This window comes from Klebsiella pasteurii (assembly GCF_018139045.1).
Classification (GTDB): Bacteria; Pseudomonadota; Gammaproteobacteria; order Enterobacterales; family Enterobacteriaceae; genus Klebsiella; species Klebsiella grimontii.
Genome location: NZ_CP073236.1, coordinates 1,614,930 through 1,641,330, shown reverse-complemented (window position 1 = coordinate 1,641,330; position 26,401 = coordinate 1,614,930). Strand labels below are relative to the sequence as shown.

18 protein-coding genes are annotated in these 26,401 nt (G+C 59.9%); 13 read left to right on the top strand and 5 right to left on the bottom strand.

Going from position 1 to position 26,401, the window contains the following annotated elements; translation table 11 throughout:
• Positions 1-60: 60 nt before the first annotated feature.
• The gene (locus KCG39_RS07750; RefSeq protein ID WP_004121796.1) at positions 61-741 is read left to right on the top strand and encodes a gamma-glutamylcyclotransferase; all 681 of its coding nucleotides are present in this window, start codon (positions 61-63) and stop codon (positions 739-741) included.
• Between the two features lie 35 nt (positions 742-776).
• On the opposite strand, the gene KCG39_RS07745 is transcribed toward KCG39_RS07750, so the two are convergent.
• Together KCG39_RS07745 and KCG39_RS07740 are read right to left on the bottom strand one after the other, a co-directional pair.
• Entirely contained in the window at positions 777-1,019 is a 243-nt protein-coding gene (locus KCG39_RS07745) for a DUF1883 domain-containing protein (protein WP_002910387.1), read from the bottom strand.
• Positions 1,020-1,257: 238 nt separating this feature from the next.
• On the bottom strand, positions 1,258-1,611 hold the full coding sequence (locus tag KCG39_RS07740; protein WP_004121785.1) for a DsrE/DsrF/TusD sulfur relay family protein: 354 nt from the start codon (positions 1,609-1,611) through the stop codon (positions 1,258-1,260).
• 68 nt (positions 1,612-1,679) lie between these two features.
• On the opposite strand from KCG39_RS07740, the gene nasR reads away from it, so the two are divergent.
• From nasR to KCG39_RS07705, 7 genes are all read left to right on the top strand, one after another.
• On the top strand, positions 1,680-2,870 hold the full coding sequence (gene nasR / locus KCG39_RS07735; RefSeq protein ID WP_049112945.1) for a nitrate regulatory protein NasR: 1,191 nt from the start codon (positions 1,680-1,682) through the stop codon (positions 2,868-2,870).
• A 248-nt stretch (positions 2,871-3,118) separates the two neighbouring features.
• On the top strand, positions 3,119-4,375 hold the full coding sequence (locus KCG39_RS07730) for a CmpA/NrtA family ABC transporter substrate-binding protein (protein WP_049122879.1): 1,257 nt from the start codon (positions 3,119-3,121) through the stop codon (positions 4,373-4,375).
• Position 4,376: 1 nt separating this feature from the next.
• Positions 4,377-5,261 carry a nitrate ABC transporter permease gene (ntrB, locus tag KCG39_RS07725; RefSeq protein ID WP_004121776.1) on the top strand — a complete coding sequence of 295 codons (885 nt, stop codon included), beginning with the start codon at positions 4,377-4,379 and terminating at the stop codon, positions 5,259-5,261.
• Between the two features lie 10 nt (positions 5,262-5,271).
• Entirely contained in the window at positions 5,272-6,060 is a 789-nt protein-coding gene (locus KCG39_RS07720; RefSeq protein WP_004121766.1) for an ABC transporter ATP-binding protein, read from the top strand.
• A 9-nt stretch (positions 6,061-6,069) separates the two neighbouring features.
• Positions 6,070-10,140, top strand: a complete 4,071-nt coding sequence (gene nirB, locus KCG39_RS07715; RefSeq protein ID WP_142468169.1) for a nitrite reductase large subunit NirB — start codon at positions 6,070-6,072, stop codon at positions 10,138-10,140.
• Positions 10,140-12,740 (top strand): nitrate reductase, encoded by a 2,601-nt coding sequence (locus tag KCG39_RS07710; protein ID WP_049112896.1) that lies wholly within the window; start codon positions 10,140-10,142, stop codon positions 12,738-12,740. Before nirB ends, KCG39_RS07710 begins: the two co-directional genes overlap by 1 nt.
• A gap of 162 nt (positions 12,741-12,902) precedes the next feature.
• The gene (locus KCG39_RS07705; RefSeq protein ID WP_142445660.1) at positions 12,903-14,222 is read left to right on the top strand and encodes a YchO/YchP family invasin; all 1,320 of its coding nucleotides are present in this window, start codon (positions 12,903-12,905) and stop codon (positions 14,220-14,222) included.
• On the opposite strand, the gene narL is transcribed toward KCG39_RS07705, so the two are convergent.
• Together narL and narX are read right to left on the bottom strand one after the other, a co-directional pair.
• Positions 14,219-14,869, bottom strand: coding sequence for a two-component system response regulator NarL (narL, locus tag KCG39_RS07700; protein ID WP_004121757.1), 651 nt, complete (start codon positions 14,867-14,869; stop codon positions 14,219-14,221). The two genes, KCG39_RS07705 and narL, sit on opposite strands and share 4 nt — an antisense overlap.
• Before the next feature lie 10 nt (positions 14,870-14,879).
• Positions 14,880-16,658: a nitrate/nitrite two-component system sensor histidine kinase NarX gene (narX, locus tag KCG39_RS07695; protein WP_112166097.1), complete on the bottom strand. Its 1,779-nt coding sequence runs from the start codon at positions 16,656-16,658 to the stop codon at positions 14,880-14,882.
• 311 nt (positions 16,659-16,969) lie between these two features.
• Between narX and KCG39_RS07690 the strand changes: the two genes are divergently transcribed.
• The 5 genes from KCG39_RS07690 (at position 16,970) to narI (ending at position 25,414) form a co-directional block, all read left to right on the top strand.
• Positions 16,970-18,358: a NarK family nitrate/nitrite MFS transporter gene (locus KCG39_RS07690; protein WP_142468168.1), complete on the top strand. Its 1,389-nt coding sequence runs from the start codon at positions 16,970-16,972 to the stop codon at positions 18,356-18,358.
• A 396-nt stretch (positions 18,359-18,754) separates the two neighbouring features.
• The gene (locus tag KCG39_RS07685; RefSeq protein ID WP_004121749.1) at positions 18,755-22,498 is read left to right on the top strand and encodes a nitrate reductase subunit alpha; all 3,744 of its coding nucleotides are present in this window, start codon (positions 18,755-18,757) and stop codon (positions 22,496-22,498) included.
• Positions 22,495-24,030 carry a nitrate reductase subunit beta gene (gene narH / locus KCG39_RS07680; RefSeq protein WP_087828934.1) on the top strand — a complete coding sequence of 512 codons (1,536 nt, stop codon included), beginning with the start codon at positions 22,495-22,497 and terminating at the stop codon, positions 24,028-24,030. The genes KCG39_RS07685 and narH overlap by 4 nt, the downstream gene beginning before the upstream one ends.
• Positions 24,027-24,737 carry a nitrate reductase molybdenum cofactor assembly chaperone gene (gene narJ, locus KCG39_RS07675; RefSeq protein ID WP_004121742.1) on the top strand — a complete coding sequence of 237 codons (711 nt, stop codon included), beginning with the start codon at positions 24,027-24,029 and terminating at the stop codon, positions 24,735-24,737. The genes narH and narJ overlap by 4 nt, the downstream gene beginning before the upstream one ends.
• On the top strand, positions 24,737-25,414 hold the full coding sequence (narI, locus tag KCG39_RS07670) for a respiratory nitrate reductase subunit gamma (protein WP_004121739.1): 678 nt from the start codon (positions 24,737-24,739) through the stop codon (positions 25,412-25,414). The genes narJ and narI overlap by 1 nt, the downstream gene beginning before the upstream one ends.
• On the opposite strand, the gene KCG39_RS07665 is transcribed toward narI, so the two are convergent.
• Entirely contained in the window at positions 25,411-26,307 is an 897-nt protein-coding gene (locus tag KCG39_RS07665; RefSeq protein WP_004121738.1) for a DMT family transporter, read from the bottom strand. The two genes, narI and KCG39_RS07665, sit on opposite strands and share 4 nt — an antisense overlap.
• Between the last annotated feature and the right edge of the window lie 94 nt (positions 26,308-26,401).

Here is a 26,401-nt window from a genome sequence, read left to right as displayed (position 1 = left end):
TACTTCACGGATGGCACCAGATCATCGCCGGGAAGCGGGCAGTGGCGGAGGTAGTAGAAAGTGTTAACTCGTGATTTCTTACTGAATGCGGATTGTAAAACAGCGTTTGGCGCTATTGAGGAATCGCTTCTTTGGTCGGCAGAGCAGCGGGCAGCCTCTTTAGCGGCGACCCTGGCTTGTCGTCCGGACGATGGCTCGGTGTGGATCTTTGGCTACGGTTCGCTGATGTGGAACCCGGCGCTGGAGTATCGTGAATCCTGTACCGGTACCCTACCGGGCTGGCACCGCGCGTTTTGCCTGAGGCTCACCGCCGGGCGCGGTAGCGCAACTCAGCCTGGCCGTATGCTGGCGTTAAAAGAGGGCGGGCGTACCACCGGCGTCGCCTATCGCTTGCCTGATGAAACCCTGGAAGAAGAGCTGACCCTGCTGTGGAAGCGGGAGATGATCACCGGCTGCTACCTGCCGACCTGGTGCAAGCTGGATCTGGACGATGGCCGCACCGTCAACGCATTAGTTTTTATTATGGACCCGCGCCATCCGCTGTTTGAAGCCGATACCAGCGCGCAGGTCATTGCGCCGCTAATTGCACGCGCCAGCGGGCCGCTTGGCACCAACGCTCAGTATCTGTTCTCGCTCGATCAAGAGCTGCGGAAGCTCGGTATGCATGATGCCTGCCTCGACGATTTAGTCGGCAAGGTGCGTCATCTGCTAGGGGAAAGCAGCCAGCCCGGGCTGGCTTAAGAGTAGATCGCCCGGGTTTCCCCGGGCGTTTGCTATCAGGCGGGAACGTAGCTTATCGAGTGCTCCAGCGACTGGCTGTGGCTGTCGATAAGAACGTTCCAGGTGCCGCTGTAAGGCACGGTCAGATACGCGCTATCTCTGTCCTGTACGCTCAGAATATCCGCATGACTATCGCCAGGCACTTTGGCGCTCATCAGGTGAATGTGGCAGCGTTCGGAACAACGTACCACCAACGTATCACCGCCAAACAACGTTAAACTTGCTTTTACCATTGCCATTTAATCTTAACCCCGTTTCTGTCTACAGCATCCTGCCAGCCCATTAATCCGCGTGATATTGTTCACACTTTGCTCTGTGCATAACACCAAAGGGGAGGGAGGCGGATGCTGATTTTGATCAAAAAAAAGAATAAAGATTAAACAAAAATGACGTTGTTCCTGAAAGCTTTCAGCTGGCGTTGTTTTCGGTTAACAAACGCCGCCAGCTTAATATTTAATCCCGTTGAATGGTGGATTTTTAGAAGGTCAGGACTTTATCCGCCGCCAGCGTCCACTGCGCCAGCTCGACGAGGGTGCCAATCTCCACGCCATCAATCAGCGGCAGCGCGCCGACTCCCCGGCCATCGGCGCAGGTTTTACACAGCTTCACCGGCACGTTTTGCGCGGTGAGGATCTCTAGCATCTGCTGAATGTTGTAGCCTTCCGCAGGCTTCTGGCCGCGCAGGCCGGCGGTCACCGCATCGGACATTAAAAACAGCTTCAGTTCGAGGTCTGCCTGCTGCTCGCGCAGGGCGATAGCCAGGCGCAGGCTATTAAACAGGGATTCACTGCCGTAGGCGGCACCGTTCGCGATAATCACAATACGTTGCATAAGGACTCCTTCTATAAGGCACGGTTATTGCTTGGCTGAAGTATAAAGCGTTAAGCCGGGAGAGGGGTATGAATAATATGGCGAGCAATCCGCCAGAGGTGGTCGACTGGTTTGCGCGCGCGCGTCGCTTACAGAAGCAGCAGCTGCACCAGCTGGCGCAGCAGGGGGCGCTGGCAGGACAGATAAGCGCGCTGGTGCATATGCTGCAGTGCGAGCGCGGCGCGTCAAATATCTGGCTGTGCTCGGGCGGTAGACTGTATGCGGCGGAGTGCCGGGCGGGCGCGGCGCTGGTCGATGAGCAGATCACGCGGTTTTATGTGGCACTGGAGCCTGCACGCGATGCTGCCAGCAGCGCGCTATGTTGGCGCATTGCCTGCGCGGTGTGGTATCTGCCCCAGCTTGCGGCGCTGCGTAAACGCGTGCGTGACCGGGAGATTGCCGCCGAAGAGGCCACCGGGCAGTTTAGCCGCATTATCCGCCACCTGTTGAATATCATTCCGCAGCTCAACGACAGCATCGACGATCCGCAAATCGCCGGACGCATGGTTGCGCTTTACAGCTTTATGCAGGGAAAAGAGCTGGCCGGTCAGGAGCGCGCGCTGGGCGCGCTGGGCTTTGCCCGCGGGCAGTTCAGCGACGATCTGCGTCAGCAGCTGGTGGACCGCATCGACGGCCAGCAGCCCTGTTTCGACAGTTTTCAGGCCCTGGCCCAACCGCCGCAAACCGCCCTGTTCGCTGAACAGTGCCAGGCCAGCCTGGAGATTGAACAGCTACGGCGGATTGCCTGCACCCGTCAGCCGCCGGCGGACGAGGGAGAAACGGCGCTGCGCTGGTTTTGCGCTCAGACTCAGCGCCTCGAACAGCTGCGCGGCGTGGAAGAGCTGCTGATCGCTGATTTGCTTAATGCGGCGGACGCGCTGCTCGAGGGCGAGGCGCCGGAGGCTCAGCTGCCGCCCGCTGACTGGCAGGAGGAGAGTATTGCCCTGCGGCTGGATAAGCAGCTGTTGCCGCTGGTGCGCCAGCAGGCCCATGAGCTGCAGCAGCTCTCCGGCCAGCTTGCATCATTAAAAGATGCGCTTGAAGAGCGCAAGCTCATTGAAAAGGCCAAAAGCGTGCTGATGACCCACCAGGGAATGCAGGAGGAGCAGGCCTGGCAGGCGCTGCGTAAAATGGCGATGGACAAGAATCAGCGCATGGTTGAGATAGCCCGCGCGCTGCTGACGGTGAAGTCGCTATGGCGCGTAACCCCAAAGGAGTAGATGCACAATCAGCGGGCATTTATTGCCAGCCGACGGTGCATTTTTCGCTTTAAACGCGCCCGGGTAGTGAGCCAGGGCGCGTGAAATGGACTTCTGCAAAACTGGCATTAGCTTTGCATTAGATAAAATGAGTGAATCAAAGGTTTTGGGCAGCGCGCCAATGGCGGCGCGTATGTCCAGGGATAAAGGCGTCCAGCGGTGCGTAAGCACCGCCGGGCGCTTTTTTTTTGCGCGTTTCTGGAGTGGTTATGGGCGATAAGTTTTCGATTTCACGGCGGCGTTTATTACAGGCGGGGGCGGCGCTGGGCGGCGCGATGCTGCTCCCCGGCCTAATGCAGGCGGCGTGGGCGGCAGGGTCGGATAAACCAGAACAGACCACCGTGCGGGTGGGGTTTATTCCGCTAACCGACTGCGCTCCCTTAGCCATTGCCTCCCTGAAGGGGTTTGATAAAAAGCACGGTATTACCCTCGTGCCGAGCAAAGAGGCCAGCTGGGCGGCGGTGCGCGACAAGCTGGTCGCCGGAGAGCTCGATGCGGCGCACATTTTGTACGGCATGCTCTACGGCCTCGAGCTGGGTATCGCCAGTAAACCGCAGGCGATGGCCAACCTGATGACCCTTAACCGCAACGGCCAGGCGATTACGCTCTCCAGCGAGCTGCAGGAACAGGGTGTCACCGACCTGAGCGGACTAAAAAAACGGATCGGCCAGCAAGCGCCGGGCAGCTACACCTTCGCCCACACCTTTCCCACTGGTACCCACGCGATGTGGCTTTACTACTGGCTGGCGAGCGGCGGAATTAATCCCTTTGAGGATGTGCGCACCGTGGTAGTGCCGCCGCCGCAAATGGTGATGAACATGCGTATCGGCAATATGAGCGGCTTTTGCGTCGGCGAGCCGTGGAACGCGCGCGCCATTAACGATCGTATCGGCTTCACCGCCGCCACTTCTCAGGATATCTGGCCGGAGCACCCGGAAAAAATTCTCGGCACCCGCAGCGAATGGGTTACGCGTCATCCAAACACCGCGCGCGCGCTGGTGGCGGCGCTGATGGAGGCCCAGCGCTGGATTGAAGCCTCCGCCGACAACACCCGCGAAACGGCGCGTCTCCTTGCCAGACGCGCATGGCTGAACACCAAAGAGCAGTACCTCACCGGACGCATGCTCGGCGAATACGACAACGGTATCGGCCGCCGCTGGCAGGACGCGCACCCGATGCGCTTCTATGAACAGGGGGAAGTGAGTTTTCCGTGGCTCTCGGACGGCATGTGGTTTTTGACCCAGTTCCGCCGTTGGGGATTGCTGAAGTCGGCGCCGGATTATCTGGCGGTGGCCCAGCGCATTAACCGGATTGACGTCTGGAAAGAGGCCGCCCAGGCGGTCGGCGGCATCAGCGCGCCGACGCAGGCGATGCGCAGCAGTACGCTGATCGATGGCAAGGTCTGGAATGGGGTCGATCCGGAAGGTTACGCCCGCAGTTTCGCGATTCAACGTAAGGGGGCATGAGATGAAACACGCATATAAACCGCAACCGCCGGCCAGCGCCGATAAAGCGCCCGGCGAAATCATTACCCTGCCGCCGCTGCAGGTGCGCAAAACCACGCCTCCGCTCAGCCGCTGGCTGCGCGATGTTACCCAGCGTCTTCTGCCGCCGCTGCTCGGGCTGGGATTACTGCTGCTGGGCTGGCAGCTGGCGGCGATGAACAGCAAAGGTTTCCCGACCCCGCTTAGCACCCTGGATTCGGCGTTGACCATTTTTGCCGATCCGTTTTATCAGGACGGGCCCAACGATATGGGCATCGGCTGGAACGTGCTGGCGTCGTTGCAGCGGGTGGCGGTGGGATTTGGACTTGCCGCGCTGGCGGGAATTCCGCTCGGCTTCCTGATTGGCCGCTCGCTGTTTTTCGCCCGGATGTTTAACCCGCTTATCGCACTGCTGCGCCCGGTGAGCCCGCTGGCCTGGCTGCCCATTGGTCTGCTGCTGTTCCAGAAAGCGGAACCGGCCTCCAGCTGGACCATTTTTATCTGCTCGATCTGGCCGATGGTGATTAACACCGCCGAGGGCGTGCGGCGTATTCCTGAGGATTACCTCAACGTCGCCCGGGTGCTGCAGCTTTCCGAATGGACGGTGATGCGCAAGATCCTCTTTCCGGCGGTATTGCCGGCGGTGCTGACCGGGGTTCGTCTCTCCATCGGTATCGCCTGGCTGGTGATTGTCGCCGCCGAAATGCTCACCGGCGGCTTAGGGATCGGCTTCTGGATCTGGAACGAGTGGAACAACCTCAACGTCGAAAACATCATCATCGCCATCGTCATTATCGGCGTGGTCGGGCTGCTGCTGGAACAGGGGCTAATGCTGCTCGCCCGTCGTTTTAGCTGGCAGGAAAAATAAGGAGTCGCAGATGAAACCATTAATTCAGGTCCAGGGCGTCAGCCAGCGTTTTAACACCGCCAGCGGCGAATTCCTGGCATTGCAGAACGTCTCCTTCGACATCTACGAAGGGGAAACCATCAGCCTGATCGGCCACTCCGGCTGCGGTAAATCAACCCTGCTGAATCTGATAGCCGGGATAGCCCTGCCGACGGAAGGCGGCCTGCTGTGCGACAACCGCGAAATCGCCGGGCCGGGGCCGGAACGCGCGGTGGTGTTTCAGAACCACTCCCTGCTGCCGTGGCTGACCTGCTTTGACAACGTGGCGCTGGCGGTGGACCAGGTCTTTCGCCGCAGCATGAGCAAAGGCGAGCGCCAGGAGTGGATTGAACACAACCTCGAGCGTGTACAGATGGGCCACGCCCTGCACAAGCGTCCGGGGGAGATCTCCGGTGGGATGAAGCAGCGCGTTGGCATTGCCAGGGCGCTGGCGATGAAACCGAAAGTGTTGCTGCTGGATGAACCCTTTGGCGCCCTTGATGCCCTGACGCGGGCGCATTTACAGGACGCGGTGATGCAGATCCAGCAATCATTGAATACCACCATCGTCATGATTACCCATGATGTGGATGAGGCGGTGCTGCTTTCCGATCGGGTGCTGATGATGACCAACGGACCGGCGGCGACGGTCGGGGAGATCCTCGACGTCAATCTGCCGCGACCGCGCAATCGCGTGCAGCTGGCGGACGACAGCCGCTATCACCATCTGCGCCAGCAGATCCTGCACTTCCTCTATGAAAAACAGCCGAAAGCGGCATAGGGGGCGGCGATGACGCGGCAACTGGTGATTATCGGCAATGGCATGGCGGCCACGCGTCTGGCGCAGGCGCTGGTGGAGCGGGATGCGCGGCGGTTTAGCATCACCATTATCGGCGATGAACCTTGCCAGGCCTATAACCGCATTCAGCTGTCGCCGGTGCTTGGCGCGGAGAAAACCGCAGGCGCGACGCGACTGCTGCCCGCGGAGTGGTATTCGCAACAGAACGTCACGGTACGTGCCGGTGAAACGGTTACGGCGGTGGATATGGCGGCGCGTACGCTGCAAACCAGCGCAGGCGAACTTGGCTGGGATGAACTGGTGTTTGCCACAGGTTCGCTGCCGTTTCTGCCGCCGCTGCCGGGCATCACGCTGCCGCACGTTTTTGCTTTCCGCACCCTGGCGGACGTTGATGGCATCCTGGCCATCGACGGCCCGGCGGTGGTTATCGGCGGCGGCATTCTCGGCGTGGAGGCCGCCGCGGCGCTACGCCGTCATGGTGACAGTGTCACTTTACTGCACCGCGGAAACTGGCTGATGGAGCAGCAGACTGATGCCTTTGTTGGCGAACAGCTGCAAATACTGCTCGCCGAGCGTGGGATCGGCTGCGTGATGGAGAGCCGTATCGCCGCCATTGATGAACGTCAGGTACTGCTGGAGGACGGGCGCGCGTTTGCCGCCTCGCGGGTGGTACTGGCGACCGGCGTGCAGCCGAACAAAGGGCTGGCCGAGCGCAGCGGGCTGGCGTGCGGTCGCGGAATTCTCGTCGATCGCCGGCTGGCAACCGCGCAGCCGGGGGTTAGCGCCCTCGGCGAGTGTTGTGAAATCGACGGTCAGACCTGGGGGCTGGTGGCGCCGTGCCTGCGTCAGGCGGAGGTGCTGGCGGATCGCCTGTGCGCGATCCCTGGCGAGGATTTCAGCTGGCAGGATAGCGGCACCCGCCTGAAGGTCACCGGCATTGAACTGTTCAGCGCCGGCGCGCTGCGGGCCGATGAGCAGGATGACGTATATACCAGTTGGGATCCGCTGGACCGCCACTACCGTCGCCTGCTGCTGCGCGACGGCAAGCTGCGCGGCGTACTGCTGCTCGGTGATTGCAGCAGCGCCGCGCCCCTGACCGCTCTGCTGGGGGCGCATGCGCCAGCGCCGGCAGAGTGGCTCTTCAATCCCTCTTCAACGATGCAGCCGCGCGCTGCGGGACAAACGACGATGACAAAACCTGTATTAGTGCTGGTCGGACACGGTATGGTCGGCCACCATTTTCTTGAGCAATGCGTCAGCCGTGACCTTCACCAACAGTACCGGATTGTGGTGTTCTGCGAGGAGCGCTATGCCGCCTACGACCGGGTTCATCTGACGGAATATTTCGCCGGACGCAGCGCGGAATCCCTGTCGCTGGTGGAAGGGGATTTTTTTACTCAGCACGGTATTGAGCTGCGCCTGAGCGAATCGGTCGCCAGCATCGACCGCGAAGCGCGGGTGGTGCGCGATGCCTTCGGCCACGAAACCCACTGGGATAAGCTGGTGCTGGCGACGGGCTCTTACCCGTTTGTTCCGCCGGTGCCGGGCCATAATCTTGAGGGCTGTTTTGTTTACCGTACGCTGGACGACCTCGACCAGATTGCCGCCCGCGCCGCAACCGCCCAACGGGGCGTGGTGATCGGCGGCGGCCTGCTCGGGCTGGAAGCGGCCAACGCGCTGAAGCAGCTGGGGCTGGAAACTCACGTTGTCGAGTTTGCGCCGAACCTGATGGCGGTGCAGCTGGACAACGGCGGCGCGGCGATGCTGCGGGAAAAAATTAGCGAGCTGGGCGTCGGAGTGCATACCAGCAAGGCGACGACGGAAATTGTTCGCAATGAGCAGGGGCTGCAGCTGAACTTCGCCGACGGCAGCTCGCTGGCGACCGATATGCTGGTGTTCTCCGCCGGTATTCGCCCGCAGGACGCGCTGGCGCGCAGCGGCGGACTGAGCGTAGGCGAACGAGGCGGGATTTGCATCGACAACCAGTGCCGCACCTCCGACCCGGACGTGCTGGCGATCGGCGAATGCGCCTTGTGGGACAACAAAATTTATGGTCTGGTGGCGCCAGGCTATCAGATGGCGCGCGCCGCGGCGGCTACCCTGGCGGGCGAAGCGGGCAGCTTTAGCGGCGCGGATATGAGCACTAAGCTGAAGCTGCTTGGCGTTGATGTCGCCTCGTTCGGCGACGCCCAGGGGCGTACCCCGGGCTGTCAGAGCTATCAGTGGACTCACGGGCCGCAGCAGATCTACAAAAAAATCGTGGTCAGCGCGGATGGCAAAAACCTGCTCGGCGGAGTGCTGGTCGGGGATGCCAGCGACTACGCCACGCTGCTACAGATGATGCTTAACGGGATGGCTTTACCCAAACACCCGGAAAGCCTGATCCTTCCAGCGCTGGAGGGTGCCGCGCCGAAGGCGCTCGGGGTCGCGGCGCTGCCGGACGGCGCGCAGATTTGCTCCTGTCACAACGTCAGCAAAGGCGATATCTGCCAGGCGGTGAGCGGCGGCGCGGGCGACATGGCGGCGATAAAAAGTTGCACCAAAGCGGCGACCGGCTGCGGCGGCTGTAGCGCGCTGGTGAAACAGGTGATGGAGTACCAGCTTGCCGAGCAGGGCGTCGAAGTCAAAAAGGATATCTGCGAGCACTTTCCGTGGTCGCGCCAGGAGATCTATCACCTGGTACGCGTCAACCATATCCGCACCTTCGAACAGCTGATTGCCCGTTATGGACACGGCCACGGCTGTGAGGTCTGTAAACCTCTGGTGGCTTCGGTGCTGGCCTCCTGTTGGAATGAATATCTGCTGAAGCCGGCGCATTTGCCGCTTCAGGACACCAACGATCGCTACTTCGCCAATATACAGAAAGACGGCACCTATTCGGTGGTACCGCGCATGGCGGCAGGAGAGGTGACGCCCGACGGTCTGATTGCGATCGGCCAGATCGCCAAACGCTATCAGCTGTACAGTAAAGTGACCGGCGGTCAGCGTATCGACCTGTTCGGCGCGCGCCTGGAGCAGCTCCCGGCAATCTGGCGCGAGCTGGCCGAGGCGGGATTTGAAACCGGCCACGCCTACGGCAAATCCCTGCGGACGGTGAAATCCTGCGTCGGTTCGACCTGGTGCCGCTACGGCGTCCAGGATTCCACCGGCCTGGCGGTCACCCTCGAACATCGCTACAAGGGGCTGCGCGCGCCGCACAAAATTAAAATGGCCGTCTCCGGCTGTACCCGTGAATGCGCGGAAGCCCAGGGGAAAGATATTGGGGTTATCGCCACGGAGAAGGGATGGAACCTGTACGTTTGCGGTAACGGTGGCATGAAACCGCGCCATGCCGACCTGTTCGCCAGCGATCTTGATGAAGCCACGCTTATCCGCAGTATTGACCGGCTGCTGATGTTCTACATTCGTACCGCCGATCGCCTGCAGCGCACCAGTACCTGGATGGATAACCTTGAAGGCGGGGTCGACTATCTGCGCGAGGTAATCCTCGAAGACAGCCTTGGCATCGGCGAAGAGCTGGAGCAGGAGATGATGCGGGTGGTCGAGAGCTACCAGTGTGAATGGCAAACCACCCTTAACGATCCGCAGCGGCTGGCGCTGTTCCGCTCCTACGTGAACAGCGATGAACCGGACGAAACCGTACAGCGGCAAACCCTGCGCGGCCAGCCGCAGCTGGCCCCCTTCGCGGCGCAGGGCGAACCGACGCTGCCGTCCCGCCCGTGGCAGGTTATTTGCGATCTCGACGCCATCCCGCAGCAGGCGGGGATTGGCGCGCGGCTCGGCGAGCGGCAGATTGCGCTGTTCCGCTTTGGCGATCAGGTGTATGCCCTTGATAACCTTGAGCCAGGCAGCGAGGCCAACGTTCTGTCGCGCGGTCTGCTTGGCGATGCGGGCGGCGAGCCGATCGTGATTTCGCCTCTGTATAAGCAGCGTATCCGTCTGCGCGATGGCCGCCAGTGCGACGGCAGCGAACAGGCGGTGCGCGCCTGGCCGGTTAAAGTGGAGAACGGCAAGGTGTGGGTTGGCAACCAGCAGCTGCTGGCGCGCGCGGAGGCCTCTTGATGACGGAAACCAGAACCACATGCCCCTATTGCGGAGTTGGCTGCGGGGTTATCGCCAGTAGGGGACCTTACGGTCAGGTTACCGTGCGCGGCGATGAGCAGCACCCGGCAAACTTTGGCCGCCTGTGCGTTAAGGGAGCGGCGCTGGGCGAAACCGTCGGCCTGGAGGGGCGAATGTTATTCCCGGAAGTCGACGGCGAACGCGCGACCTGGCCGCAGGCGCTGGCGGCGGCAGGTTCGCGCCTGCGGGAGATTCTCGATCGGCACGGGCCGCAGGCGGTGGCGTTTTACGCCTCCGGCCAGTTGCTGACCGAGGACTACTACGCGGCGAATAAGCTGATGAAGGGGTTTATCGGCGCGGCGAATATCGATACCAATTCGCGGCTGTGTATGTCTTCAGCGGTGACCGGCTACAAACGGGCGCTGGGCGCTGATGTGGTGCCGTGCAGCTATGAGGACGTGGAAAACAGCGATCTGGTGGTGCTGGTCGGGTCAAACGCCGCCTGGGCGCATCCGGTGCTTTATCAGCGGCTGGCGCAGGCGAAGCGCGACAATCCGCAGATGCGGGTAGTGGTCATCGATCCGCGTCGGACCGCCACCTGCGATATCGCTGACCGACATCTGGCGCTGGCCCCCGGCAGCGACGGCGGGCTCTTTGTCGGCCTGCTGAACGCCATTGCCGCCAGCGGCGTCATCAGCGACGATTTTAGTGATGCCCAGCGGGCGCTGGCCATCGCCCAGGACTGGGACCTCGACAAAGTGGCGCAGTTCTGCGGCCTGCCGCGACAACAGATCGCCGATTTCTACCGCGAGTTTATCGCCGCCCCGCGCGCCATCACGCTCTATACCATGGGAATCAATCAATCCGCCAGCGGCAGCGATAAATGTAACGCTATCATCAACGTACACCTGGCCTGCGGTAAATACGGGCGTCCGGGCTGCGGACCGTTTTCGCTGACTGGTCAACCCAACGCCATGGGGGGGCGCGAAGTGGGCGGCCTGGCGACCATGCTGGCGGCGCATATGAACTTTGAACCCGATGATTTACGGCGCCTGGCGCGATTCTGGGGCAGCGAACGTCTGGCGCAAACGCCGGGGCTGACGGCGGTGGATCTGTTCGCCGCCATTGGCCGCGGCGAGGTAAAAGCGGTGTGGATTATGGGCACCAATCCGGTGGTGTCGCTGCCGGACAGCCACGCGGTAAGCGAAGCGCTGGCGCGGTGTCCGCTGGTCATCGTTTCCGACGTCGCCGCCGCTACCGATACCGGACGCTTCGCCCATATCCGTTTTCCCGCGCTGGCGTGGGGAGAGAAGAGCGGCACGGTGACCAACTCCGAACGGCGGATCTCCCGCCAGCGTGCTTTCATGCCGCCGCCGGGAGAGGCCAGGGCCGACTGGTGGATCGTCGCCCGCGTGGCCGAGGCGCTGGGCTTCGGTTCCGCCTTTGCCTGGCAGCATCCGCACGAGGTGTTCAGCGAACACGCCGCGCTTTCAGGATATGAAAACGATGGCCAGCGGGCGTTTGATATCGGCGGACTGGCGGATCTTAGCCGCGAAGCGTGGGATGCGCTGGAACCGGTGCGCTGGCCGGTGAGCCGCAGTGAAGCAGCCTGGAGTGTGCATAAGGGCTGGCATCGCGACGGTAAACTGCGGATGGTGCCGGTCGCACCGCAACCTACCCGGGCGACCACCGATGCGTTCTATCCGCTGATCCTCAACAGCGGGCGGATTCGCGATCAGTGGCACACCATGACCCGCACCGGCGCGGTGCCGCGTCTGATGCAGCATATTAACGAGCCGGTGGTAGAGGTCGCGCCGGCGGACGCGGAGCGCTATCACCTGCTGGAAGGCGAACTGGCGCGGGTCCGCTCACCGAATGGGGTGATGGTAGCAAAAGTGACGATCGGTGACGGTCAGCGGCCCGGATCGCTGTTTGTGCCGATGCACTGGAATAATCAGTTTGCTCGCCAGGGACGGGTGAATAACCTGCTGACGGCGGTCACCGACCCGCACTCCGGGCAGCCGGAAAGTAAACAGACGGCGGTGGCGATAGCCGCCTGGTTGCCGGCGTGGAAAGGCGAGCTTTTTTCACGCCAACCGGTTCCGCTCCCCGCTTCGCTGCACTGGCGGCGGCGGGCGGCGCAGGGCATTATCCATCTTTCGCTGGCGGGGGATATCCGCTCCCGCGACTGGCTGGTGGAGTGGTGCCAGCAGCAGGGATGGCAGATGCAGGTAGCCGAGGGCGGCAAGGTCTGGAACCTGTTGGCGTGGCGGGAGGGAGAGCTGATGCTCGGCTGGTGGAGCGACGCCAGCGAGCCGCCTATCGATGCCGAATGGATTTACGCCGCGTTTCACGTCCCGCCGCAGAACGCCGCCCAGCGCCACGCGTTATTGAGCGGCAGAAAGGGCGGCGATGAGATGCCGCGCGGGCGTATTATTTGTAGCTGCTTTAGCGTGGGCGAACGGGCGATAGGCGAAGCTATCGCCGGCGGCTGCCGTACGCCCGGCGCGCTGGGGGTGAAACTGAAATGCGGCACCAACTGCGGCTCCTGCATCCCGGAACTGAAAGCGCTGCTGGCGGCGAAGCTGGCGCAGGCCTGAGATTCAGCATATTCCTGGAATCGTCCTCAGGGCTGCGGGGGAGCGCAAAAAACGATAAACTCATATTTTGCCGCCACCACTTCGTGAGTAGATGTAACCGATTTGAGCTCTCTGCCGTTCCGCGTAACCCCGTTTTTACCGCTTCTCCTGCTGCTGACAGGCATGCCCGCCCGCGCGCTGCAGGATAACCAGGCATTCTCTAAGGGTCCTGAGACCTTACCCGACCTCGGCCTCGCGCCGCAGGTGGATGACGACGCAAAGCACTTTGCCGAGATGGCGAAAAAATTTGGCGAAGCCAGTATGAGCGATAACGGGCTGACAACCAGCGAACAGGCGCGAGTATTTGCCATCGGTAAGCTGGGGAACGAGGTCAGCCACCAGCTGGAGAACTGGCTTTCGCCGTGGGGCAACGCCAACGTCGATCTGCTGGTCGATAAAGAGGGAAATTTTACCGGCAGTAAGGGGAGCTGGTTTGTCCCGTTGCAGGATAACGGCGACTACCTTACCTGGAATCAGTACTCGGTCACCCAGCGGGATACGGGGCTGGTCGGCAATATTGGTCTCGGGCAGCGCTGGCGGATGGGCTCCTGGCTGCTGGGCTACAACTCTTTCTACGATAAAGCCCTGGACGATCGCATGGCGCGCGGCAGCGTCGGGGCCGAAGCCTGGGGCGAGTCGCTGCGCCTGTCGGCAAACTACTACCAACCGCTCGGCGGCTGGCAGCAGGGGAGTAGCCTGACCCAGCAGCAGCGCATGGCGAACGGCTACGATGTGACCGCCCAGGCGCGGCTGCCGTTTTATCAGCACATTAATACCAGCGTCAGCGTGGAGCAGTATTTTGGCGATAGCGTCGATTTGTTCCATTCGGGTACCGGCTACCACAACCCGGTCGCGGTGTCGGTGGGGCTGAATTACACTCCCGTTCCGCTGGTGACGGTGACGGCTAAGCATAAGCAGGGCGAGAGCGGCGTCAGCCAAAATGATGTCGGGCTGAAGCTGAACTATCGCTTCGGCGTCCCGCTGAAGCAGCAGCTGGCGGCCGATGAAGTCGCCGTTAGCCGATCGCTTCGCGGCAGCCGCTACGACAGCCCGGAACGCGATAACCTGCCGGTAGTTGAATATCGCCAGCGTAAAACGCTGTCGGTTTATCTGGCGACGCCGCCCTGGGATCTTCAGCCGGGGGAGACGGTGCAGCTAAAACTACAGATTCGTAGCCTGCACGGCATTAAGTCGCTGAGCTGGCAGGGGGATACCCAGGCGCTAAGCCTGACCTCGCCGATTGAAGCCAACAGTACGGACGGCTGGACCGTGATTATGCCGCGCTGGAGCAGCGAAGCCGGGGCGAGCAACCGCTGGCATCTTTCGCTGGTGGTGGAGGATAAAACGGGTCAGCGCGTCTCATCCAATGAGATCGCACTGGCGCTGACGGAGCCGTTGGTACACGTACCGGCCGAGGGCGTTTCGTGGCCGCAACAGCCCTAGAATACCCGTTCCTGATGGACCCAAACCGCCGCTTCCACGCGCGATTTTAGCTTCATTTTCTTCAGCATATGCTTAACGTGCACTTTGACGGTGCTTTCGGTGATATCCAGACGGCGGGCGATCATTTTATTCGGCAGGCCCTGGGCAATCAGCTTGAGAATGTCGCGCTCGCGCGGGGTCAGCTGGCTGATGTCGCGGTCCGAGGTGGCGCGATTGGCGCGCAGGCTGGCCGCCAGTACCGGGGTTAACGCTTCGCTAAGCACCATTTCGCCCGCCGCCGCCTGCTGCAGCGCTTTCAGCAGATCTTCCGGTTCCATATCCTTCAGCAGATAGCCGTCGGCGCCGCGTTTCAGGGCGGTCACCACATCTTCTTCATGATTGGAAACGCTAAATACCACCACGCGGCCGGAAAGCGTCTTCTCGCGCAGCTTGTCGAGGGTTTCCAGACCGTTCATGCCCGGCATATTGAGATCCAGCAGAATTAAATCCGGATCTAAGGCTTCCGCCATCGCAATACCCTGCTCGCCGTTGCTGGCTTCACCGATCACCTGGATATCCGGTGCCATGCTGATCAGCTGTTTGACGCCGGTGCGCAGCATGGGGTGGTCGTCGATGAGAAGGATGGTTGCCCGTTCCTGTTGACTCATGGAGTTCTCCTTATTGAATTGAAAACGATTTTTCAGGGATAAAAGTGACCACCACTTCGGTTCCGCCGGTTTCCCGACGCCGGACCTGGCAGTCCCCGCGCAGGCTCTGCGCGCGATCGCGCATGATAATCAAGCCGTAGTGGTTGCTGCGTTCCGCGTGGTCCGGCACACCGCGGCCGTTATCGGCGACCACCAGGCGGACCTGATTGTCCCGCAGCGTCACGCTGACGCTGACCTCAGTGGCGCTTGCGTGCTTCAGCGCGTTGCTAAGCGCTTCCCGGGCGATTTGCAGCAGATGAATGGCCTGGTGTGACGGCACAAAACGCGGCGGCAGCTGGTAATCCAGGCGCACCGTAAAACCGAAGTGGGCGCTGTATTCCTGGCAACTGGCCTCCAGCGCCGGGCGCAGCCCCGGTTCGGTGAGCTGTAGCCGGAAGGTCGTCAGCAGTTCGCGCAGCTGGGCCCAGGAGGTATTGAGTTCATTACGGATTTGCCCCAGCAACTGGCGGCTCGCTTCCGGCAGATCGTCGCCCTGCATCTGCAGGCAGCTGACCTGCATTTTCATACAGGAGAGCGACTGGGCGATGGAGTCGTGGAGTTCGCGGGCGATGGTGGCGCGCTCCTCCATGACGATAAGCTGCTGCTGGTGCTCCTGATGCCGGTCAAGGGCGAGGGTGCCGGTGAGTTGCTCCACCAGCGTATCCACCAGCTGCTGCTGATCGTGGCTCAGATGCCGCCCGGCGGGCAGGGTGGCCAGCAGAATACCGTACTGATTATGGGCATCCGACAGCCGCCATTTTAAGGTGGTGCCGGTATCTGGCAGCGGCGGCAGGTCGCGCGGGCAGAGGTAGCAGCCTCTGTCGTCACACTGAATATCGGAGTGGCAGGAAAACTCCTGATGATTGTCTTCATCTTCGAGGTCGTAAACGCGAACTTCAATATCGCGCAGCAGGGTTAACCCCTGCAGCCCGTTCAGAACCGGAGAAATGCGCTCGCAGAGCGGCGCGTTCGAGTGCAGACGGCGGTTGGCTTGCCACAGGAAGGCGAGGATCTCGTTTTTCTGCTCCAGGCCCGCGGTTTTTTCCTGCACTCGGCGTTCCAGCACCGAATAGCTCTCTGCCAGCTCTTCAGACATATTGTTCAGCGCCATGCCGAGCGTCGCCATCTCGTTGCGCCCGCTAATCTGCGCGCGCTGGGTAAAATCGCGTCGGCTTACCGCGCGGGCCATACCCAGTAGCTGTTTCCACGGGCGCAACAGGCGCGCGCGCAGCCAGACGATGGTGAACACCAGCAGCAGCGCCATTCCTACGGCCATGATGCGCTGGATCCAGACAACGTGTTTAATTCGCTCTTCGGTGGTGTGATCGAAGGCGGTAACCAACTGGTCTATACGGTCGACAAACCCGGCGACATCGGTCGCTACCGAGGCCTGGTTTTGCGCGTTGCGCATGCCCGGCGCCAGCTCCAACTGCCAGTAGTGCTGCAGCGCCTGGAGCTGCCGCTGCTGATCGTCATGGCGCGCGGCGTACTGCAGTTCCGGGCTAAAGACGGTTGTCGTCATTTCATCCAGCAGCTTTTCATCGTTTTCGCCCAGCGGCACAGCCGCCAGCAGGCGATAGCTCTGCATGCGCAGCGAACCGGCTTTGTTAATGGCGTGCGCGCTGCCCTGGACGCCGTGCACCAGGCGAGAAGAGATCGCCATTCCGGCGACGCCGATGATGGTAGCCAGCAGAACGATCAGCGCGAGTTGATTCACCAGCGTCAGCGGCGTAAAAAGACGTTTCAACATGGGGTACGGGGCTCCTGACCGGCAAATTATCCGGGAGTGGCGCTTATTCTCGGCCATCCCCCGGAGTATACCCATACCCCTAAAGGATTACCCCTTAATTGTCAGGATGGGGTGGGCTGGTGGCAGGCGTTCGGGTAATTCCAGCACTGGCGTGAAAAACCACACTTTTTTTCGCAGAAACAGCTACTCACTTCGGGTGATACGTTTTTTTTAGCCAAATCGACGCCAACTTTTCCTTTGATTTATATCAACTTACCGCCGCCTGTAACCCATAAGGTAGCCAGGGTTAATACGAATTATCAGAGGTGTCTATGAGTCACTCTTCAATCCCGGAGAAGACTACCAGCTCAGTCATTAGCGACTGGCGTCCCGAAGATCCTGAATTCTGGCAGCAGCGCGGTCATCGCGTCGCCAGCCGCAATCTGTGGATCTCCGTTCCATGTCTTTTGCTGGCATTCTGCGTCTGGATGTTGTTCAGCGCCGTTGCCGTCAACCTGAATAAAGTCGGCTTTCAGTTTACTACCGATCAGTTGTTTATGCTGACCGCGCTCCCGGCGCTCTCCGGCGCGCTGCTGCGCGTGCCTTACGCGTTTATGGTGCCGCTGTTCGGCGGCCGTCGCTGGACCGCATTCAGTACCGGGATCATGATCGTCCCCTGCGTCTGGTTGGGCTTCGCGGTGCAGGATACCGCTACGCCATTTAGCGTTTTCGTGATTATTTCTCTGCTGTGCGGCTTTGCGGGGGCGAACTTTGCTTCCAGTATGGCTAACATCAGCTTCTTCTTTCCGAAACAGAAGCAGGGCGGCGCGCTGGGTATCAACGGCGGCCTTGGGAATATGGGCGTCAGCGTAATGCAGCTGGTTGCCCCTCTGGTGGTATCGCTATCGATTTTCGCCGTCTTTGGCGGAACCGGCAGCGAGCAGCCGGATGGCTCCATGCTGTATCTGGAAAACGCGGCGTGGATCTGGGTGCCGTTCCTGATTATCTTCACCCTGGCGGCGTGGTTCTTTATGAACGACCTGTCGGCGTCGAAGGCCTCGCTGAGCGAGCAGCTACCGGTACTGAAACGCGCGCATCTGTGGATTATGGCGCTGCTCTATCTTGCCACCTTCGGCTCGTTTATCGGCTTCTCTGCGGGCTTCGCCATGCTGTCGAAAACCCAGTTTCCGGATGTGCAGATTCTGCACTATGCCTTCTTCGGGCCGTTTATCGGCGCCCTGGCGCGCTCAACCGGTGGGGCGATCTCCGACCGCCTGGGCGGGACGCGCGTGACGCTGGTGAACTTTGTGGTGATGGCTATCTTCTGCGGCCTGCTGTTCCTGACGCTGCCGACCCACGGCGAGGGCGGCAACTTTATCGCCTTCTTCGCGGTGTTTATGGTGCTGTTCCTGACCGCCGGTCTGGGCAGCGCGTCGACCTTCCAGATGATCTCGGTTATCTTCCGTAAAATGACCATGGATCGCGTTAAGGCGCAGGGCGGCAGCGAAGCGCAGGCCATGCGTGAAGCGGCGACCGATACGGCGGCGGCGCTGGGCTTTATTTCGGCAATTGGCGCGATTGGCGGGTTCTTTATTCCCAAGGCATTTGGTATTTCGCTGGATCTCACTGGGTCACCGACCGGCGCCATGAAGGTCTTCCTGGTGTTCTATATCGCCTGCGTGGTGATTACCTGGGCGGTCTACGGACGTAAGCAGAAATAATATTTCTATTTGAATTTCTGCAAAGGGCGCAACGATATTTGCGCCCTTTTTATTGGTTATTACTTAGTTACAACATACTAGTGGTTCTGGGGAATATTAAAAGCCGCCTGAAGTCACAAAAATAATGACGTCAGGCGCGTCTACCCCTTAATACCGTGGGGAATAACAAAACCAAGGTTCCTGCAGCCTTTTTAATTAAATATCTTTATTTATCAATAAAATAATAAACAGAAATAAATACTACTTTGGTGGTAATAAGCGTTTTGCCTCGCGTTCATAAGCCCTATGCTCTTGATCGTTATCAATTCTCACCCTCTTTCATAGCGTTACCTTCGCTGCAAATCCAGCAATGTCGATTTATCAGAGAGCCGTCAGGCTCCACACAGGAGAAACCCGATGAGTAAATTCCTGGACCGGTTTCGCTACTTCAAACAGAAGGGTGAAACCTTTGCCGATGGGCACGGCCAGCTTCTAAAAACCAACCGGGACTGGGAGGATGGATACCGTCAACGTTGGCAGCACGATAAAGTTGTGCGCTCCACCCACGGCGTCAACTGCACCGGCTCGTGCAGCTGGAAGATTTATGTCAAAAATGGTCTCGTCACCTGGGAAACCCAGCAGACCGACTATCCGCGCACCCGTCCGGATATGCCAAACCACGAGCCGCGCGGCTGCCCGCGCGGCGCCAGCTACTCCTGGTACCTCTACAGCGCCAACCGCCTTAAGTATCCGCTGATGCGCAAACGCCTGATGAAGATGTGGCGTGAAGCGAAGGCGCAGCACAGCGATCCGGTTGACGCCTGGGCCTCAATCATTGAAGACGCCGACAAAGCAAAAAGCTTTAAGCAGGCGCGCGGCCGCGGCGGCTTTGTGCGTTCCTCGTGGAAAGAGGTGAACGAGCTGATTGCCGCCTCTAACGTCTATACCGTCAAAACCTACGGCCCGGACCGCGTGGCAGGCTTCTCGCCCATTCCGGCGATGTCGATGGTCTCCTATGCCTCCGGCGCGCGCTATCTGTCGCTGATCGGCGGCACCTGCCTGAGCTTCTACGACTGGTACTGCGACCTGCCGCCTGCCTCTCCACAGACCTGGGGCGAGCAGACCGACGTGCCGGAATCGGCCGACTGGTACAACTCCAGCTACATCATCGCCTGGGGTTCCAACGTTCCGCAGACCCGTACTCCCGACGCGCACTTCTTTACCGAAGTGCGCTATAAAGGCACCAAAACCGTTGCCATCACCCCTGATTACGCCGAAATCGCCAAGCTTTGCGATCTGTGGCTGGCGCCGAAGCAGGGTACCGATGCGGCGATGGCGTTGGCGATGGGCCACGTGATGCTGCGCGAATTCCATCTCGATAAACCGAGCCAGTATTTCACCGATTACGTGCGCCGCTATACCGATATGCCGATGCTGGTGATGCTCGAAGAGCGCGACGGTTATTACGCGGCGGGGCGTATGCTGCGCGCGGCGGATCTGGTCGATGCGCTAGGTCAGGAAAAGAATCCGGAATGGAAAACCGTCGCTTTTGATGAGAAGGGCGAAATCACCGTACCCAACGGTTCTATCGGCTTCCGCTGGGGCGATAAAGGCAAATGGAACCTTGAACAGCGCGACGGTAAAACCGGCGAAGACCTTGAGCTGTGCCTGAGCCTGCTGGGTAGCCATGACGATATCGCCAACGTCGGCTTCCCGTATTTTGGCGGCGAAGGTACCGAGCACTTTAATAAAGTCGAGCTGGAAAACGTGCTGCTGCACAAACTGCCGGTCAAACGCCTGCAAAAAGCCGACGGCTCTAGCGTGCTGGTCGCCACCGTATACGATCTGACCATGGCCAACTACGGTCTGGATCGCGGTCTGGGCGATGAAAACTGCGCCAGCAGCTATGATGACGTGAAAGCGTATACCCCGGCATGGGCGGAGAAAATCACCGGCGTTTCCCGGGCGCACATTATCCGTACCGCGCGTGAGTTTGCCGATAACGCCGATAAGACCCACGGCCGTTCGATGATCATCGTCGGCGCCGGTCTGAACCACTGGTTCCACCTCGATATGAACTATCGCGGTCTTATCAATATGCTGATCTTCTGCGGCTGCGTCGGTCAGAGCGGTGGCGGCTGGGCGCACTACGTGGGCCAGGAAAAACTGCGTCCGCAGACCGGCTGGCAGCCGCTGGCGTTTGCCCTCGACTGGCAGCGTCCGGCGCGTCATATGAACAGCACATCGTACTTTTATAACCACTCCAGCCAGTGGCGCTATGAAACCGTCACCGCGCAGGAGCTGCTGTCGCCGTTAGCGGATAAATCCCGCTACAGCGGCCACCTGATTGACTTCAACGTGCGCGCTGAACGTATGGGCTGGCTGCCGTCGGCGCCGCAGTTGGGCACCAACCCGTTGCGCATTGCGCAAGAGGCGAAAAAAGCGGGCATGACGCCGGTTGATTACACCGTCAAATCGCTGAAAGAGGGCTCCATTCGCTTTGCCGCTGAGCAACCGGAAAACGGTAAAAACCATCCGCGCAACCTGTTTATCTGGCGTTCTAACCTGCTGGGCTCCTCCGGTAAAGGCCACGAATACATGCTCAAGTACTTGCTGGGTACGGAAAATGGTATTCAAGGCAAAGATCTCGGCAAGCAGGGCGGCGTGAAGCCGGAAGAGGTGGAGTGGAAAGATAACGGTCTCGACGGCAAGCTGGATCTGGTGGTGACCCTCGACTTCCGTCTGTCGAGCACCTGCCTGTACTCCGACATCGTGCTGCCGACCGCCACCTGGTATGAAAAAGACGACATGAATACCTCGGATATGCATCCATTTATTCATCCGCTGTCTGCCGCCGTCGATCCCGCCTGGGAATCGAAAAGCGACTGGGATATCTACAAGGACATCGCGAAGAAATTCTCTGAAGTCTGCGTAGGGCACCTGGGCAAAGAGACCGACGTGGTCACGCTGCCCATCCAGCACGATTCCGCCGCCGAACTGGCGCAGCCGCTGGACGTTAAGGACTGGAAAAAGGGCGAATGCGATCTGATTCCGGGGAAAACCGCGCCGCATATTCTGACCGTCGAACGCGATTATCCGGCGACATACGAACGCTTTACCTCTATTGGCCCGCTGATGGAGAAAATTGGTAACGGCGGTAAAGGCATCGCCTGGAACACCCAGAGCGAGATGGATCTGCTGCGTAAGCTCAACTACACCAAAGCGGACGGTCCGGCGAAAGGTCAGCCTTGTCTCAATACGGCAATTGATGCGGCAGAGATGGTCCTGACCCTGGCGCCGGAAACCAACGGCCACGTCGCGGTGAAAGCCTGGGCGGCGCTCAGCGAGTTTACCGGTCGCGACCATACGCATCTGGCGAAGAATAAAGAGGAAGAGAAAATTCGCTTCCGCGATATTCAGGCCCAGCCGCGTAAAATTATCTCCAGCCCGACCTGGTCCGGACTCGAAGATGAGCACGTTTCCTACAACGCTGGCTACACCAACGTTCATGAGCTGATCCCGTGGCGCACGCTTTCCGGCCGCCAGCAGCTGTATCAGGATCACCAGTGGATGCGCGATTTCGGCGAAAGCCTGCTGGTCTATCGTCCGCCAATCGACACTCGTTCGGTGAAGGCGGTAATGGGCGCGAAATCCAACGGCAACCCGGAAAAAGCGCTGAACTTCCTGACGCCGCACCAGAAGTGGGGTATCCACTCCACCTACAGCGACAATCTGCTGATGCTGACGCTGTCCCGCGGCGGCCCGATTGTGTGGATGAGCGAAGCGGATGCTAAAGACCTGGGGATTGAGGATAACGACTGGATCGAAGTGTTCAACAGCAACGGCGCGCTGACCGCCCGTGCGGTCGTCAGCCAGCGCGTGCCGGCCGGGATGACCATGATGTATCACGCCCAGGAACGTATCGTAAACCTGCCGGGTTCCGAGATCACCGAGCAGCGCGGCGGGATTCATAACTCCGTGACCCGTATTACGCCGAAACCGACCCATATGATTGGCGGCTATGCGCAGCTGGCTTACGGTTTTAACTACTACGGCACGGTAGGGTCTAACCGCGATGAGTTCGTGGTGGTACGTAAGATGAAGAATATTAACTGGTTAGATGGCGAAGGTAACGACCAGGTACAGGAGAGCGTAAAATGAAAATTCGTTCACAAGTCGGCATGGTGCTGAATCTCGATAAGTGCATCGGCTGTCATACCTGCTCGGTCACCTGTAAAAACGTCTGGACCAGCCGTGAAGGTATGGAATACGCCTGGTTCAACAACGTGGAAAGCAAGCCGGGCACCGGCTTCCCGACCGACTGGGAAAACCAGGAGAAGTGGAAGGGCGGCTGGATCCGTAAGATCAACGGCAAGCTGCAGCCGCGGATGGGCAACCGCGCGATGCTGCTGGGTAAAATCTTTGCTAACCCGCATCTGCCGGGCATCGACGACTACTACGAGCCGTTTGACTACGACTACCAGAACCTGCACAACGCGCCGGAGGGCAAACATCAGCCGATCGCCCGCCCGCGCTCGCTGATCACCGGCCAACGGATGAATAAAATCACCAGCGGCCCGAACTGGGAAGAGATTCTGGGCGGCGAATTTGAAAAACGCGCCAAAGACCAGAACTTCGAAAACATGCAGAAGGCGATGTACGGCCAGTTCGAAAACACTTTTATGATGTATCTGCCGCGCCTGTGCGAGCACTGCCTGAACCCGGCGTGCGTCGCGACCTGCCCGAGCGGCGCGATCTATAAACGTGAAGAAGACGGCATCGTGCTGATCGACCAGGACAAGTGCCGCGGCTGGCGCATGTGCATCACCGGCTGTCCGTACAAGAAAATCTACTTCAACTGGAAGAGCGGGAAATCGGAGAAGTGCATCTTCTGCTACCCGCGTATCGAATCCGGGATGCCGACCGTTTGCTCGGAAACCTGCGTGGGGCGTATTCGCTACCTCGGCGTGCTGCTGTACGACGCGGACGCCATTGAAAATGCCGCCAGCGCGGAGAATGAGAAGGATCTCTATCAGCGCCAGCTGGACGTGTTCCTCAACCCGAACGACCCGAAAGTGATTGAGCAGGCGCTGAAGGACGGCGTGCCGCAGGGGGTTATCGAAGCCGCCCAGCAGTCGCCGGTGTACAAAATGGCGATGGACTGGAAGCTGGCGCTGCCGCTGCATCCGGAATATCGCACGCTGCCGATGGTCTGGTACGTGCCGCCGCTGTCGCCGATTCAGTCGGCCGCCGACGCGGGGGAACTGGGCAGCAACGGTATTCTGCCTGACGTGGAAAGCCTGCGTATTCCGGTTCAGTATCTGGCCAACCTGCTGACCGCGGGCGATACCCAGCCGGTGCTGCTGGCGCTGAAACGCATGCTGGCGATGCGCCACTTCAAGCGCGCGGAAACCGTGGACGGTGTCGTGGATACTCGGGCGCTGGAAGAGGTTGGACTTACCGAAGCCCAGGCGCAGGAGATGTATCGCTATCTGGCTATCGCTAACTACGAAGACCGTTTCGTGGTGCCGAGCAGCCACCGCGAGCAGGCCCGCGACGCCTTCCCGGAGAAAAGCGGTTGCGGTTTTACCTTCGGCGACGGCTGCCACGGTTCTGACAGCCAGTTCAATCTGTTCAACAGCCGCCGTATCGATGCTATCGACGTCACCAGCAAAACGGAGCCGCACCCATGATTGAACTCGTCATTGTGTCGCGTCTTCTCGAGTACCCTGACGCTGCCTTATGGCAGCATCAGCAGGAGCTGTTTGACGCTATCGCCGCTTCGGAAAAACTGGCGCCGGAGGATGCCCATAAGCTGAGCGTTTTCCTGCGCGACCTCACGGCCCAGGATGTACTGGACGCGCAGTCTCGCTACAGCGAACTGTTCGATCGCGGCCGCGCGACCTCGCTGCTGCTGTTTGAGCACGTGCACGGCGAATCCCGCGATCGCGGCCAGGCGATGGTCGACCTGATGGCGCAGTACGAGCGCCACGGTCTGCAGCTGGACAGCCGCGAACTGCCGGATCATCTCCCGCTGTATCTGGAGTATCTGGCGCAGTTGCCGGAAGCGGAAGCGCGCGGTGGATTGCAGGATATCGCGCCGATACTCGGCCTGCTCAGCGCTCGCCTGCAGCAGCGCGAAAGCGGCTACGCGGCGCTGTTTGAGCTGCTGCTCAAGCTGGCTAACGCGCAGGTTGATAGCCGGAAAGTGGCGGAAAAAATCGCCGATGAAGCCCGCGACGATACGCCGCAGGCGCTGGACGCCGTCTGGGAAGAAGAACAGGTGAAATTCTTTGCCGATCGGGGCTGCGATGATTCGGAGATCTCCGCTCACCAGCGTCGTTTTGCCGGAGCCGTTGCCCCGCAATATTTGAATATCTCTAACGGAGGACAGCAATAATGCACTTCCTTAATATGTTCTTCTTTGACATTTATCCGTACATCGCCGGGACGGTGTTCCTCGTCGGCAGCTGGCTGCGCTACGACTATGGGCAGTACACCTGGCGCGCGGCCTCCAGCCAGATGCTGGACCGTAAAGGGATGAATCTGGCTTCGAACCTGTTTCATATTGGGATTCTGGGGATCTTTGCCGGCCACTTTCTCGGTATGCTGACGCCGCACTGGATGTACGAATCCTTCCTGCCGATCGACGTGAAGCAGAAGATGGCGATGATTGCGGGCGGCGCCTGCGGCGTAATGACGCTGGTGGGAGGGCTACTGCTGCTGAAACGCCGTCTGCTGAGCCCGCGCGTTCGCGCCACCACTACCGGAGCGGATATTTTGATCCTCTCCTTGCTGATGGTGCAGTGCGCCCTCGGCCTGCTGACCATTCCGTTCTCCGCTCAGCATATGGACGGTAGCGAAATGATGAAACTGGTGGGCTGGGCGCAGTCGGTGGTGACCTTCCACGGCGGCGCTTCACAGCATCTGGACGGCGTGGCGTTTATTTTCCGCGTGCACCTGGTCTTGGGGATGACATTGTTTGTGCTGTTCCCGTTCTCCCGTCTGGTGCATATCTGGAGCGCACCGGTCGAGTACCTGACGCGCAAATACCAGATTGTTCGCGCCCGTCGCTAATTCGCTGTTTTGATACCAACCCCGCATTGGCGGGGTTTTTTTTCGCCCCAGCCCAGATTGTTGCCTGCCGCGGCCAACAGGATCAGCGCGCCGCCGAACAACTGTACCAGGTTTAGCGAATGACCAAATACCCGGTTATCGACAACGATCGCCACGACGGGATAGATAAATGACAGCGAGCCGATAATAGGGGTGGGAAGCTTCTGTATCGCGCTGTACAGCAGTTGATACATCACGCCGGTATGCACGATTCCCAGCGTGAATAGCATCACCCAAGGGAAGGGAGGCGTGAGCGACGGCATATGCGCCAGCGGTAAAAGCATCACCACGCCGGTGAGCACCTGAATAAAGGCGATATGCTGCGGCGCGAGGGATTTGAGCTTGCGGGTAATTAGCGCCGTGAGCGCGTAGAAGAAGGCCGCGGCCAGCGCCAGGCCGATTCCGGCGAGCCAGTCGGCGCCACGTGCGCCGGTTAACTCGGTGGAGAGCAAAATGACCACGCCGCCAAAGGCGAGGAACAGCCACCCCCATTTTACCAGGCTGACGCGCTCACCGAAAAGCATCCCCATCAATACCAGCATAAACGGCTGGGTGTTATACACCACGGTAGAAAGACCAATAGAGATCCGTTCATAGGCTGCGAAGAGCAGCAGCCAGTTCACCACTAAAGCTATGCCGCCGAGGATAGCCAGCAGCAGCGTAATGCGGGTGAGAGGGCTAAACGGTTTTCGACTCATCCCAATAAAAATAAACAGCGCAATAGCCCCGATAAGACAGCGCCAGAACACGACTTCCGTCACCGGCAGGCCGGAAAGTAAAACAAACGCGCCAATCGATCCGGAAATTAGCATTGCCAGAATCATTTGCCAGACGCCTTTATGTAAATCACGCATCATCCACCTCCTGATTAATGACGCTATTGTCGAAAATTGTTGTCGGTTTTTACAGGGGTGATATAAGGGTGAAAACGTAAATGGTTTTTTAAAA